General features: G+C 70.8%; 8 protein-coding genes and 2 pseudogenes. 5 read left to right on the top strand and 5 right to left on the bottom strand.

Going from position 1 to position 13,561, the window contains the following annotated elements; translation table 11 throughout:
- Window positions 1-85 precede the first annotated feature (85 nt).
- From ACH4UK_RS22785 to ACH4UK_RS22775, 3 genes and pseudogenes are all read right to left on the bottom strand, one after another.
- Window positions 86-1,054, bottom strand: a pseudogene (locus ACH4UK_RS22785) (phytoene desaturase family protein); the annotation flags it as partial.
- Between the two features lie 110 nt (window positions 1,055-1,164).
- The gene (locus tag ACH4UK_RS22780) at window positions 1,165-3,291 is read right to left on the bottom strand and encodes a tetratricopeptide repeat protein (RefSeq protein ID WP_398358947.1); all 2,127 of its coding nucleotides are present in this window, start codon (window positions 3,289-3,291) and stop codon (window positions 1,165-1,167) included.
- Between the two features lie 29 nt (window positions 3,292-3,320).
- Window positions 3,321-4,223 (bottom strand): oxygenase MpaB family protein, encoded by a 903-nt coding sequence (locus tag ACH4UK_RS22775; RefSeq protein WP_398358945.1) that lies wholly within the window; start codon window positions 4,221-4,223, stop codon window positions 3,321-3,323.
- Window positions 4,224-4,346: 123 nt separating this feature from the next.
- Between ACH4UK_RS22775 and ACH4UK_RS22770 the strand changes: the two genes are divergently transcribed.
- Window positions 4,347-4,790, top strand: a complete 444-nt coding sequence (locus ACH4UK_RS22770) for a hypothetical protein (protein WP_398358943.1) — start codon at window positions 4,347-4,349, stop codon at window positions 4,788-4,790.
- 45 nt (window positions 4,791-4,835) lie between these two features.
- Here the strand turns inward: ACH4UK_RS22770 and ACH4UK_RS22765 are convergent, their stop codons facing one another.
- Window positions 4,836-5,810: a DNA polymerase thumb domain-containing protein gene (locus ACH4UK_RS22765; protein ID WP_398359251.1), complete on the bottom strand. Its 975-nt coding sequence runs from the start codon at window positions 5,808-5,810 to the stop codon at window positions 4,836-4,838.
- A gap of 5 nt (window positions 5,811-5,815) precedes the next feature.
- A pseudogene (locus ACH4UK_RS22760) lies at window positions 5,816-7,435 on the bottom strand (OB-fold nucleic acid binding domain-containing protein); the annotation flags it as partial.
- A gap of 56 nt (window positions 7,436-7,491) precedes the next feature.
- Between ACH4UK_RS22760 and ACH4UK_RS22755 the strand changes: the two are divergent.
- From ACH4UK_RS22755 to ACH4UK_RS22740, 4 genes are read left to right on the top strand one after another with little or no spacing between them, the layout of a single operon-like run.
- A complete protein-coding gene (locus tag ACH4UK_RS22755) occupies window positions 7,492-8,964 on the top strand; it encodes an integrase (RefSeq protein ID WP_398358942.1) in 1,473 nt (490 codons plus the stop codon).
- Window positions 8,961-10,739, top strand: a complete 1,779-nt coding sequence (locus tag ACH4UK_RS22750; RefSeq protein WP_398358940.1) for a hypothetical protein — start codon at window positions 8,961-8,963, stop codon at window positions 10,737-10,739. The genes ACH4UK_RS22755 and ACH4UK_RS22750 overlap by 4 nt, the downstream gene beginning before the upstream one ends.
- On the top strand, window positions 10,736-12,949 hold the full coding sequence (locus ACH4UK_RS22745) for a hypothetical protein (protein ID WP_398358938.1): 2,214 nt from the start codon (window positions 10,736-10,738) through the stop codon (window positions 12,947-12,949). Before ACH4UK_RS22750 ends, ACH4UK_RS22745 begins: the two co-directional genes overlap by 4 nt.
- A complete protein-coding gene (locus ACH4UK_RS22740; RefSeq protein WP_398358936.1) occupies window positions 12,946-13,533 on the top strand; it encodes a hypothetical protein in 588 nt (195 codons plus the stop codon). The genes ACH4UK_RS22745 and ACH4UK_RS22740 overlap by 4 nt, the downstream gene beginning before the upstream one ends.
- The last annotated feature ends 28 nt before the right edge of the window (window positions 13,534-13,561 follow it).

The raw sequence follows: 13,561 nt of genomic DNA, 5'->3' as shown, positions 1-13,561 counted from the left end.
CGACGGAGCGGTCGCGGAGTCTCGGCAGCCGGGTGAGCAGCATGTTCACCTTGAGCTGGGCCCCCTCGGCGGGCGGGGGCGGGGGGTCGCCGAGCAGGTCGGCCAGGGCCTGCGGGGAGGCGTTGACGAGCACCCGGCGGGCGGCGACGACGTGTTCGCCGTCGGGGGTGCGGACGGTGACCTCGGCGGTGTTCCCATCGGTCTCGATCCGGGTCGCCTCGTGCCGTACGCGCATCTCGGCGCCCGCCGCACGGGCGGCCGCGGCCAGCGCGTCGGTGAGCGCGCCCATACCGCCGACGGGGACGTCCCAGTCACCGGTGCCGCCGCCGATCACGTGGTAGAGGAAGCACCGGTTCTGGAGCAGTGAGGTGTCGTGGGCGTCGGCGAAGGTGCCGATCAGGGCATCGGTGAGGACGACCCCGCGCACCAGGTCGTCGGTGAAGTTCTCCTCGACGGCCACCCCGAGCGGTTCCTCGAAGAGCATCCGCCAGGCGTCGGCGTCGTCGATCCGCTCGCGCAGCGCGTCGCGGCCGGGCAGCGGCTCGGTGAGCGTCGGGAAGACCCGCGTCGCGACCCGCCGCATCCTGGCGTAGAACCGCTGCCAGGCCTCGTACTCGCGCTCGCCGCCGGTCAGCGCGGCGAACGACTCCCGGGTGCGGTCGCCCGCGACAAGCAGCCCGGTGGGGCGCCCGTCGCGCACGGTGGGGGTGTAGGAGGAGACGGTCCGCTTGCGTACGGCGAAGTCGAGGCCGAGGTCCTGGACGATCTTGTCGGGCAGCAGGGACACCAGATACGAGTAGCGCGAGAGCCGGGCGTCGACCCCGGCGAAGGGACGGGTCGAGATCGCCGCTCCCCCGGTGGCGTCGAGACGTTCCAGGACCAGGACGGACTGTCCGGCGCGCGCGAGGTAGGCGGCGGCGACCAGACCGTTGTGGCCGCCGCCGACGATCACGGCGTCGTAGCGGTCCCGGGCGGGCGCGCCGGGGCCGGGTGACCCCTGGGCTCCGGGCTGACCTGCGGGTGGCCGGGGTGCGGGTGTCTGGGGTGCGGGCATGCACCTTCGTAACACGCGGCCTTCCGTCCCGGCCAGGGGTGGCGGGACAGCCCTAGGGGTGTCGTGCCGATCAGGGTCGGCCGGCCCCGGCCGCGATCGGCGGGACAGCCCTAGTCGGTGTCCGGCGGATCGAACCCGGCCGTGATCGACGGGACGCCCCCGGTGGCCTCCGCCGACCGCCCGAGCCGCTCCAGGCAGTGCGCCTCGTCGTCGCGGGCCGCCAGGGTCTGGGGGTGGGAGGGGCCCAGCACCCGGCCGCGGGCCTCGGCGACCTGCCGGTACGCCACCAGCGCGTCGCTCCACCGGCCGAGCCAGCCGAGCCCGGCGGCGACCTCGCGGCGGCTGATCACGGTGTCCGGGTGGTCGGGTCCCAGGGTGCGTTCCCGCAGGGCGCAGACCTCGCGTGCCTCCCCGAGCGCCTCTTCCCAGCGGCCCATCCGCCCCAGGTTGACCCCGAGGCCGTGGCGGGCGCGCAGGGTCTCGGGGTCGGCCGCTCCCGCGGTCCGGGTGCGGTCGGCGACCAAGGACCGGTACAGCTCCAGGGCTTCGGCGTCCCGGCCGAGCCGGCCGAGGCTGATGCCTGCCTCGTAGCGGGCGGCGAACGTGTCGGGGTGATCGGTCCCAAGGGTGCTCGCCCGGAGCCGGGCGACGTCCTGATACGTCTCCAGCGCCTCCGCCCAGCGGCCCAGCCTGCCCAGGGTGTACGCCACTTCGTAGCGGGTCGCGAGGGTGTCGGGGTGCGTCGGTCCGAACAGCCGGGCGCGGGCGTCGGCGACCTCGCGGGCCAGCTGCCAGGACTCCTCGGGCCGCCCGAGCCGGCTGAGGTTGAACGCCAGGTTGTGGCGGCAGCGCAGGGTGTCGGGGTGGTCCGGGCCCATGACGCGTTCGCGGACGGCGAGGACGGCCTCGTACACCTGGTGGGCCTCCGCGTGCCGGCCGAGGCGGCCCAAGGCGCGGGCGGTCGCCTGACGGGCGGCGAGTGTCTGGGGATGGTCGGCGCCCAGGGCCCGTTCGCGGCCCTCGGCGACCCGGGCGAACTCGGCCAGCGCCTCCTCGGTCCGGCCCGTACGGCTGAGGGCGAGCGCGGTCTCGTAACGGCTGGCGAGGGTGTCGGGGTGGTCCGGGCCGAGGACGCGTCCGGGCTGGGCGGGGGGCCCGGCCGTCACCGGGGTGTGGGAGTGCGGAGCGGTGGCGGTCGCGGTGGTCCACTGCCCCGTCAGTCCGGCGGCCGGGTCCGGCTGTTCGGCGCCGGGGTCACGCGCGCCCCTCGCCCGGTGGCCGGCCGTCATGGAGCGGGTCCAGCCGGGCAGGGCCGTTCCGCGCCGGGCCGGCGGCCGTCCTGCCGCCGCGGGCACGAGGGGTCCCGGCCCGAGCGCGGGCTGTTCCCCGGTCCGGCCGAGGACGATGCGGCGGCGCAGGTCGCCCGCGTCCACGGGCCGTTCCTCGGGGGCCTTGGCGAGCAGGTCGAGGACGACGCGGTCGAAGAAGCCGGGCAGGTCCGCGCGGTGGGTGCGCAGCGGTTCCGGCGGGGTGTCGCGGTGTCCGACGAGCACGGCCCAGGCGTCCTCCTGGTCGAACGGCGGCACGCCGGTGGCGATTTCGTACAGCACGCAGCCCAGCGAGTAGAGGTCGCTGCGGTGGTCGACCTCCTTGCCGCTGATCTGCTCGGGCGACATGTAGTGCGGGGTGCCCATGGCGAGGCCGGTGGTGGTGAGCTTGGAGGTCATGCCGATGTCGTGGCCGAGGCGCGCTATGCCGAAGTCGCAGATCTTCACCGTGCCGTCGGTCAGCCGCATGATGTTGGCGGGCTTGAGGTCGCGGTGGACGATGCCCTGCCGGTGGGTGTAGCCGAGGGCGTCGGCGACCTGTTCCGCGATGTCGACGACATGCTCGACGGGGAGCGGGTGCTGGTGGTTCTCCGCCAGGAGCTGGCTCAGGTTGTGCCCGTCGAGCAGCTCCATGACGAGGTACAGCACGCCCTCGTGCTCGCCGAAGTCGTGGACGACGGTGACGCCCCGGTGCTGGAGGGAGGCGGCGACCCGGGCCTCGCGGCGGAAGCGTTCGCGCAGGATGCGGGTGAACGCCTGGTCGTGCTGGGGACCCATGGGTTTGAGGCATTTGACGGCGACCTGGCGGCCCAGCGACTCGTCGCGGGCGCGCCACACCTCGCCCATGCCTCCGCGCCCGATCAGTTCGAGCAGCCGGTACCGGCTCTGGATCAGCCTGGTGTCCGCCATCTGCCGCTTCCCGCCCCCGTTGTTCCCCGCTAGCGCTGCGCCCTCCCCGGCCCGTCCAGTATGGCTGGCTGCCCGCGGAGTTTGTACGCGGCGGGGCGGCTGCCGGGTCCCAGGCGTGCCATCGCCCCGAGAATGTGACCGGGCGGCAGCTGCCAGCGCACCCGGTCCGGGATCGCGCGCAGGACCGCGCCGGTGGCGCGCAACCGCCGGTCGACGGTGGCCGGCGGCGGAGCGGGTCTGCCGTACAGCTCGTGGGCGTACGGGGGCAGGGACTGGTAGGCGAGTGCCGCCACGCGCCGCCACAGCAGGGCGCGCGCCGGAACGAGCCAGGGGCGCACGGGCGGGCTGTGGAGGAAGGCGTCGACGTCGGCGGCCTCGGCTCCGGCGGCGAGTTCGGGGCGTACGCGGTCGAAGTAGGCGGCGAGTTCGGCGGTGGTGGCGGGGACCCGGTCGGGGTCGAGGCCGACGAGGCGGGCGCCGGCGCGGTGTTCGTCGATGTACCGGTCGGCCTGGGCGTCGGTGAGGGGGAAGCCGGAACGGCGCTGGACCTGGAGGTAGGAGTCGACCTCGGCGCAGTGCACCCAGAGCAGCAGCTCCGGTTCGTCGACGCCGTAGGTCTCCCCGGTGTCCGGGTCGGTGGCCTTGAGGGCGCGGTGGATCCGGCGGACCCGGGCGCCGGCCTGTTCGGCGGCGTCGGTGGTGCCGTAGGTGATGGTGCCGACGAAGGACGCCGTGCGCATGAGCCGGCCCCAGGCGTCCCGGCGGAAGTCGGAGTTCTGGGTGACTCCGCGCACGGCGCGCGGGTGCAGTGCCTGGAGGTAGAGGGCGCGGATCCCCGCGATCCACATCATCGGGTCGCCGTGCATCTGCCAGGTGACCGACCGGGGCCCGAAGAGCCCCGGGTCGGGGCGCACGGGGGAAGCGTCGTTCATCCGCGGGTACCTCCGGCTGGGCGGTGCACGGGGCGGTGCCGGTACGCGTACAAGATCGGGAACAATGGTACGCCGGGGAGGGACGCTTCCGGCAGGGTGGAGCGGACGGCAATCGGGGGGACCATGCCCAGGTGGGGGCTGCTCGTGGAGCAGAATCTCGGGTTCGGAGGTCAGCGCCGGGTCTGGTCGGCCGGCGTGCTGGACCATGTGGACGGCACGCGCGAGGAGGCGTTGCAGGCCCTGCGGGAGCGCGCCGAGGCCTTTGTGCCGGTCCATCCCCATCACGCCCGGCGCCGGCGGCTCTACCGGGAGCACGACGGGTTCCTGCTGGTCCTGGACGGATCCTGGCACAGCTTCCACTGCCGGTTCACGGTGGCCGAGCAGCTCATGGACAGTGCGGCCCCGGCGCCACCGCCCGCGCCGGACCCCTCCCCCGAGGAGGAACCGGAACCACCCGCACCGGCCCCGGCGCCCCGTACCCCTCCGCCACCGCCCGAACCGCCGAAGGCGTGGGACGCCGATGTGCCGGAGGTTCCTTCGTGGTACGGCCGCGAGGACCTGTCCTGACGCACGGGTCCGGCCACTCCGGTGCCGGGGCGGGCGCGCCGGTGCTCAGCTCAGGCCCGCGGTGCTGGCGGGTCGCACCGCGCCCGGACCGAAGCGGGCGCGGGCCCGGTCGGCCGCGGCCTCGATGCGGCGGGCCCGGTCGTCGTCGGGGCCGAAGGTCAGCTGGCGGGAGGCGGCTGCGGCGTGGCCGAGTTCGCCCGCGCGCAGGGTGAGACAGCGCACGCGGGCCCGCTGCAGCCCCAGGGACCCGTGCAGCGCGTGGGCCGCCGCGCGGAGTCGGGGGCTGTGCGCGGTGGACTCGGGCAGGGTCCGGCTGCGGATGGTCGTCGAACGGTCGGCGTACTGGACGGTCAGGGTCAGCGCCCGGCAGGCCTGCCGCTCGTCGCGCAGCCGGGCGCCGAGCTGTTCGGCCAGGTGGGTCAGTGCGGCGCGCTGGTGGGCGGCGTCGAACTCGTCGCGGCCGAAGCGGTGTTCGGCGTCGAACGTGCGGGGCAGGGCGCCGGGAGAGACACCCGTGGGGTCGATGCCGGCCGCACGTTCGCGGAGCCTGCGCCCGGCGGCCGCGCCCAGGATGCGCTGGAGGGTGAGCAGCGGGGTGGCGGCGACCTGGTCGGCGGTGTGCAGACCGTACGAGGTCAGGGCACGGGCGGTAGCCGGGCCGACGCCGGGCAGCGCGGCGGCGGGGAGCCCGGCGAGGAACCGGGTGACGGCCTCGGGGTCGTCCGGTACGGAGCGGATGGCGCCGGGCTCCCCCCGGTGTGCGGCGAGTTGGGCGAGCAGCGGGTTGGGGCCGATGCCGACCGTCACGTCGAGGCCGTGGACCGCGGCCGCCCGCATCCGGATCAGGGCCGCGAGCCCGGCGGCGTCCCGGCCGAAGTAGCGGGTGCTCCCGGACACGTCGGCGAGGGCCGCGTCCGGCGGCAGGGCCTGCGCGACGGGCGTGACCTCACCGACCATGTCCAGGAGCCGGCGGTAGGCGGGGTCGGGCTGCGGGTCGCCGAAGTGGAGGTAGAGGATCATCCCGGTCACCCCGCGCTTCCGGGGCTCGCATGGTGGAAGGACCTTCCGTCGAGCGTGTCGAGAGCGGTCAGGGCGGCGGACGCGGGGGTCCCGGGCGGCTGCAGGTCGGCCCACGGGTGCAGGGCGAAGCCGGTCGGCCGGGTGAGGGTGCGGCTCGGCGCGGCCCGGTGCGCGGCGGGTGCGGGACGGGTGAGGCGGTCGGCGACGGCGGCGGGACCGCCCTCGCGGTACAGGTCGATCAGCTCGGCCAGGTTCCAGGCGGCGGTGCCGGTGATGCTGAAGGCGCGCGGTGGACGGCGGGCGAGGGTGCCGCGCACGAGGAGCAGGCTGCTGTGGAACACCGTGTGCGCGCAGCGCGCGTGGCTGTCCTCGAAGAACGCCAGGTCGGACAGGCCGGTGGGGTCGTCCAGGGTGGCGAAGATGACGCGCTTGCCGGAGCGGATCGGCGGGGTCTGGGTGGCGACCTTGACGCCCGCGACCAGCACGGTGGCACCGTGCCGGAGGCCCGGCAGATCGGCGGCGGGTATCGCGCCGATGTCCGCGAGCAGGGAGCGGTGCTCGTCGAGGAGATGGCGGGAGACGTCCATGCCGAGCACGTCCAGTTCGGCGGCGAGCTGTTCGGACGCGTTCATCGCCGGCAGGCCCGTACCGGCGGCCGGGGCGTCGCCCGGCCCGGCCTCGGCACGCTCCGTGCTCTCCGGGCTCTCCGTACTCTCCGTGCTCTCCATGGGGAGCTGACCGGCGGCCGAGCCGCCCGCACCGCGGCCCGAGCGGTGCAGCTCGGCGACCTTCAGCAGCAGCTCACGGCGGGGACCGAACGCACCCAACGCACCGACCCGGGCGAGGCGTTCGGCCAGCGGACGGCTGGGCCGGGCGCGTCCCCAGAAGTCCTCGAGCGAGGCGTACGGCTGCCCGGCCGCGATGCGTCCGCTCTCGGCCTCCGTGATGCCGCGAATCTGCGCGAGGCCGATCCGCACCCCCCACTTACCGGACACCAGTTCGATTATATGTGCGGACTGGGAGCGATTGATGTCCGGCAGCAGCAGCGGCACCCCGTGCCGCCGGGCATCCGCGGCCAGAACACGCTTGTGGTACATCCCCGGATCGTGGGTGAGCAGCCCGGCGAGCAGGGCCGCCATCCGGTGGGCCTTGAGCCAGCTCGACTGGTAGGCGGGCTGCGCGAAGGCCGCGGCATGCGCCTTGGCGAAGCCGAAGCTGCCGAACCCCTCAAGGATCTCCCACACCTCCCGTACGACCTGGGCCGAGTAGCCGCGCCCGCGGGCCTGATCGGCGAACCAGGCCCGGACCCGGCCCTGCCGCTCGGGAACGGACAGGGCGCGGCGGGCCTCGTCCGCCATGCCCCGGTCGCAGCCGGTCAGCTTCGCCATGATCGCGATGACCTGCTCGTGGTAGACCACCTGCCCCTCGGTCTCCTCGAGGATCGGCTTCAGGTCCCGGTGCGCGTAGCGGGTGCCGGTCCGGCTGTCGCGGGCCCTGATCAGCGGCTCCACCATGTTCGCCGCGACCGGTCCCGGCCGGAACAGGCTGATGTCGAGCGCCAGGTCCCCGAACGACCGCGGCCGCAGATTCCGCACCAGCTCCCGCTGGCCCGGACTCTCGATTTTCTGTGTACGGTCCCCGTGTTGCTGGAGGTCGTGTTGCGCACGGGATGGACTGAGTTGTGAGCGAGTGGCGGCTGTTTTGGGTGGGTGCTGGCGGCGAACCGGACGGGGCCGGCATGGACGTTCTCGACGGTTGGAGAGACCTGGCCGAGCGCGAGCGGGCCCTCAAGATCCGAGTCGGGCAGCCAATTCTGATCGATCCCACAGGCCGGTCCGATCCTCGGCTGAGCCAGATCTTCCGACACCGTGATTTCGCGAGGAAGGCGGATGGCACGAAGGAGACGTATGCGCCGGACTACCGGCTGTTCTTCACTTTCTTGTGGCAACGGGGAGTGAGGTGGGATCAGGCCACAGACGAGGACCTCGACGACTGGGAGGACTGGCGCCGACGCGGCGAAGGAAACCCCCGGAGGATCGGAGGGGCGAAGTGGCAACGGGAGTTGGCCGCATTCGGCCTCTTCTACAAGATCGCTAAGAGTCTGGGGTTCGTGGATCACTCGCCGGTGCTGACGCACACCGTGAGCACGCCGGACGGCGGCACGGTCGAGGTGGCGGACCTCGCGCCCACAGATGTGCGCAGCTCGAACGTGAAGTGGCTCTCGCCGCGGGGGTATCGGCTGTGGCGGGACGTAGGTCTGGGAGGGATGCTTCGCAGCGGTCTGGAAAACCCGAGCTGGCCGGGCCGGAACGACGGCCGTGACGTGGCGTTCGCCGACTACACCTACTCAAGTGGGCTGCGCAGGCGGGAAGTCGGCACACTACTGACCTGGGAGTTGCCTCCCCTGGAGAACCTCGCTACTCGCCGCTACCACTCAGGCTGGGTCGCCAAAGAAGTGGCCAAGCGGGCCGGGCGCTTCTACTACGTCAGCGAACCAGCTCTCCAGCAGACCGACGTGTATCGGATCGGCACCCGCGACGCGGTAGTCCGCAAGGCACAAAGGCGCGGACTCTATGACCAAGTGGAGGGTCGACTGCTACTGAGAGAGATCTCCGACGACCGCCGCGTCCTTCGGTGGAGCGATGAGGCGGGCCGCACGCTCGAGGTGCACGTGGATGAAGTCACCGTCGTGCAGCGCCTACGGATGTTCGTTGAGGGGCTCGACGGCCTGGAGCCCGCGATGCTGTGGCTGACCGAGACCGGCATGCCGATGCACCACAAGAGTTGGACGAAGGTCTTCAAGCGAGCCAGCGTGCGGTGCAAGAGCCAGGGCCTGAACGTGTACGCGACGCCGAAGATGCTGCGTCATTCGATGGCGTTGCGCGTTCTCGTGCACCTGCACCACGCGTTGGACCGACGTCTCGGACTGACTCCCGAGCAGCGGAGGAACTACGAGGACGCGTACGGGAGCGTATGGACGATGGTCAAGGATCTGCTGGGCCATCAGTCCGAGGTCACGACGCGGGAGATCTACCTCGAGCCGGTCCGCGGTCTGCAGATCGAGAGCCTACTCAACGACGAGGACAATTCCGGCAACAGTGCCTGGTTCACCGAGCTGGCCCGGCGCACCGGCCTGATCTTGGATGCCGCATGAGCCCGACGGGGCGGCGGGCTCCGCTCCCGCCCACCGGCTACCGGCGGCGCGCCATCGTCGATGCATCGGGTCTGGTGGTGCGCCCCCTCGGTGAGAAAGGTGAGGACCTGGGGACCTACGACTATTCCGCACTGCCAGGCTCGCAGACACTGCGGCGCGAGGTGGCCGCAGCCTTCGCCCGGCAGGCCCGCGCGCACTGGAACAGCGAGGCATCCTGCACCAGTTACGACAAGAGCGTGCGGCACTTCCTGCGGACGATGGCGGAGGTGGAGCCGCCTGTGGAGTCGCTGTCCGAGTTGACCGCGGAGATCTGGACGGCGTGGGCGGAGGAGCCGGGCGGATTCTTCCGGGCCAAGCACCTGTCCGTCCTGCTACGGAAGGATCCCGGTGTGCCGGCAGCGGCGGCCGCTTCGATGAGCAAGCGCCGTCGGTTCGTCGCGGCGAAGCCCAAGAAGAGCCTGACCGGCACTGAAATGAAACGTGTGCGGCAGGTCGCTGCGCACACGGTGCGCCGTGCCGAGCAACGCATCGCCACCAATCTCGCGCTCCTGGAGCGCTGGAGGGCCGGCGAGATCACCGAGCATCCGGATGCCCTGTGGGGTGAGTACCTGGATCACCTGGCCCGCACCGGCGACGTGCCGCGTTTCCCCGGCGGCAGAGACGTGCGCCATTGGGCCAAGAACGAGTGCCGTCGCCGACTCGGCGCATGGAGTATGCAGACGGCCGTAATGCAGCTGTTCCCTTCAGTGAACGAGAAGGGCGCCGCCGCAGTGCTCCTGGTATGCCACGAGGCCTGGAACGGGTCAGTGCTCGAGAAACTGACAGTGCCTGACCAGTGGCCGAACGCGGACGCGGACGAGGCCGAGCCGGCGATCCATCGCATGGACACCGACAAGGCCCGCCGCGGTCGGGCACGGCACTCCAGCAGCAACTTGGTGGACGTGGGCGAAGGTTCACCGGGGCAGGCGATGCGGCAGATCATCGCCATGACTGCCCAGGCTCGGCGCACCCTGGAACTGCTTGGACGGCCCAGTGATCTGCTGCTGTGGTCGCGTGGGGCGCGTCACCCGATGTGGAGCAGCGCCTCGGTCGGATTGGCCGATGCCGTCGACGCGTGGGGGGAGCAAGAGCTGGCCGATCTGGGCCGTCGGCTCAACCGACGGCTGCTGCGTCATACCGCTCAGGTGCTATACGAGCGGCCTCGCCACAACAGCCGACGTGTGCAGGAGGAGCACTATCTGCGCCGCGACGAGCGGATCGTCGAGAACTCGCCATCCGTGGTGGCCGCAGGTCTGGAGGACGCTTTCCGTCACGCCCGGGCCACTGTCCAGATGCGGATGATCTCCGCCGACGGCCAGGACGCCAGCGCCCAGGACATCGCCGATCAGGCGGGGCTGCCCCTGGACGTGGCCAATCGGGTGGCCCGCGGGGAACTGGACACGGCAGTGGGGGCGTGCGAGGACATCGATCACAGTCCGCTCAGCGGCGGCAGCCTGTGCCAGGTGTCGTTCCTCTTGTGCTTCGCCTGCCCGAACGCATTGGCCACTGCGCGGCACCTTCCGCGGATCGTCTACCTGTTCCGGGCCATGGAGGCTGTGCGGGCCTCGGTGCCGACGGCGGTCTGGAACACGGACTGGAAAGCTCACCACCGCCGCGTGGGAGACCTGTTGGAACAGCATACCGACCCCGGCCAGCACTCCGGCCTGCTGCAGGCACTGACGAAGCTAGACCGCGACCTCATCGATCGCCTGCTGGAAAGGAAACTCGACCCGTGAATAGCAGCACGTCCGCCCAAGGGGCAGTGGGCCTCGTGAACCCTGGTCCGACGACTCCGGTAGTGCCGGCGCATCGGTTGCGGCCGGGACTACGCGCGGAGGAGGTCTGCCTCTTCGGTCACCTGCGGTGGGACCTGGCCCATCTGGAGCACAAGGACACCACCAGTACCAAGGCGTTCTTGTGGTCGAACTTTCCGGAGGCACTGCGGGACTCTTTCAAGCGGATCGCCTGGGCGTTGATCAACATTCCCACCCCCGACGTGCTCCACGCGCGCCTGGGCTCTCGGTCTCGTGCGGTGATCTCAGCGAGTTCGGTCATGACTGCCCTGACCGGGTTCCGCAAGCTCGCGAAGTGGCTCGAGAAGCAGGGCATTACGCAGATTGCCGAGATCGACCAGAGCGTGCTCTCCGAGTACGCCGAGTACTTGGGCGAGAAGGGGTGGACCGACCCTCATGACGAGCGGCAACTCCACGCCCTGACGCGGGTGTGGGCGTATGCGCCGTACCTGCTGCCCGGGGACCGGCTGGTGATGCCGCCCTGGGAAGACCCCGGCGCCGCCATCATCGACTTCCTCGACGACTTCCGCAGCGAGGTCGGCGAGAACAACGAGGTGGTTATTCACCCTGCCACCATGTCGCCCCTGATTATCTGGGCGGTCCGCCTTGTGCTCGATCTCGGTCCGGACATCGTCGATGCCTACCGTGCTTGGTATGCGCTGCGGGCCAAGACGTGCTTGGACCGCACGCCCGGCGAATACGCCATCGTCCGCTCCCACTTGCTGCACCTGAAGGACACCGGCGGCAGCCTGCCCGGATACGTCGGAACGCGGGGCGCACCCCTGATGGAGCACAATCGCACTCACTGGGGATCTTCGAGCCAGGGAGTCAACCGCCTTCTCCTAGCTGCGCAATTGGGGGTCACCACCGAGGTCGTCAATCAGGTCTTCTCGAAGGTGCCCGCGCGATGGCAGGCGCTTCCGGTGACAGACGGGTCTCCGCTGCCAGTCGCCGTGAACGGCCGGATCGACGGCGTGCCGTGGACCGACGCCATCGACTTCAACGAAGCACAGCAGCTCGCCGGGCACTTGATGACAGCCGCCATGATCACGATTGCCTACCTGTCGGGCATGCGTCCCGAGGAAGTGCTGCACCTGGAGCGCGGATGCTCGAGCAAGGAGGAGATCGAAGGGGAGGACGGTGCCATCCGCCACCAGATCAGCGGGCTGCACTTCAAGGGAGTGACCGACAAGGACGGCAACACCAAGCCCCGTGGTGAGGTTCGACCAGAACCGTGGACGGTCATCGAAGTCGTCGCGCTCGCCGTGAAGGTCATGGAGCAACTCCACGACGAGCGGCTGCTGTTCCCCCGGTCCATGACCGTCCGCACCTGGGAGCCGGCCGATCGCCAACTGTCCGCGGAGGGACTGATGCCCGCCAGGTTCATCGATCGCATCAAGACGTTCATCGCATGGGCTAACAAGGCCGCCTCCCGGCTGGATCGCAACCACGAGGTCATCCCGGCCGACCCTCACGGTCGGATTAACATGCGCCGCCTACGGCGGACCGTAGCTTGGTTCATCTACCGCCGGCCCGGCGGGCGCATCGCTCTTGGCCTGCAGTACGGCCATGTCGCAACCTCCATGGCCGAGTCGTACGGTGGGCGCACCAAGACCGACATGCTCGACATCCTCGACTTCGAGAAGACCCTGGCCCTGGCGGACACCCTCGCAGAAGCCAGCGACCGCATCGCCTCCGGAGAGAAGATCAGCGGCCCAGCTGCCGACCGCTACCTGGCCACCGTGGAGGAATTCAACACCCGATACCGGGGCGGGTTCGCCACCAAGGGGCAGATGAAGAGCCTGCGCCAAAATCCCCGCCTCCAGATCTTCGAGGACCCACAGGCTCTGCTGACCTGCAACCTCGATCCGTACAAGGCAGTGTGCGACAGCGATCTCACCGTCGGCAGGAAGCCATCGCTGCGCACTCCGAACTGGAATCGCTGCAATCCGGCCTGCGCGAACATCTCCCGCACCGACACCCACGTCGAACGTGCCCGCGAGCAGATCGCGGAAATCGACGCCGACTGCCAGGACCCTCTCACTCCGTACCCGTTGCGCCGACGGCTTGAGCTCTGCCGCACCAACAAGGAGCAGATCATCACGGAGCACGAGGCCGCTCCGGCCGACCGTAACCAAAAGGACAGCACGTGACGACAGACCTCGGATCAGCGCCAGTCTCTGAGCGAGAACTCACCGAGGACGACGCCGCACTGCCGGCCGCTGCGGGAATCGCGGAGACAGTCGGGCGGGTCTACACAATGGCCGCCGATGCGGCAGCCCCGGCAAGCCCCGGCGACGCCGCAGAGATCCGGGCGATCACCGACGCCATGGTCCGCCTCTTGATCGGAACCCCCCTGCACTCCGACGGGCAGTTGACGATCAAGTCCCTGGCCAAGGAAGCCGGGCTGAAACGCAACAAGCTCACCCACAAGCACACGGGGCTTAAGGACCTCTTTTACGCCCTGGTGCGCATGCAGGACGCACGACCCAAGGCATTCGACGGCCTCAAGCGGCAGAACGACGAGCTCAAGATAAGGCTCTCGGACCTGCGCGACGAGTACAACCAACTGCGTGTGGACGTGAAACAGATGGCGCGTGTGGTCCACGTGCTGGAGGTCGAGAATCAGCAGCTGAGGCAGTCGGCCGGGAAGGATGGCGTGGTCCGGGCACTCCCAGTTCAGCAGCGGCCTCCCGCCGGGGCAGGGGAAGCGGGTCATAGGAGCGGAGCACCGTGAACTCCCGTGGGAGGTGGGGCCCAAGAGC

This window comes from Streptomyces sp. NPDC020884 (assembly GCF_044333935.1).
Taxonomy (GTDB): domain Bacteria; phylum Actinomycetota; class Actinomycetes; order Streptomycetales; family Streptomycetaceae; genus Streptomyces.
This window is presented reverse-complemented; position numbering and strand designations above follow the sequence as displayed.

Bases quoted from the DNA above. Each gene is read 5' to 3' on its own strand.
- ACH4UK_RS22780 (WP_398358947.1), bottom strand. From the start codon at position 3,291: ATGGCGGACACCAGGCTGATCCAGAGCCGGTACCGGCTGCTCGAACTG.
- ACH4UK_RS22770 (WP_398358943.1), top strand. From the start codon at position 4,347: ATGCCCAGGTGGGGGCTGCTCGTGGAGCAGAATCTCGGGTTCGGAGGT.
- ACH4UK_RS22765 (WP_398359251.1), bottom strand. From the start codon at position 5,810: ATGATCCTCTACCTCCACTTCGGCGACCCGCAGCCCGACCCCGCCTAC.
- ACH4UK_RS22750 (WP_398358940.1), top strand. From the start codon at position 8,961: ATGAGCCCGACGGGGCGGCGGGCTCCGCTCCCGCCCACCGGCTACCGG.
- ACH4UK_RS22775 (WP_398358945.1), bottom strand. From the start codon at position 4,223: ATGAACGACGCTTCCCCCGTGCGCCCCGACCCGGGGCTCTTCGGGCCC.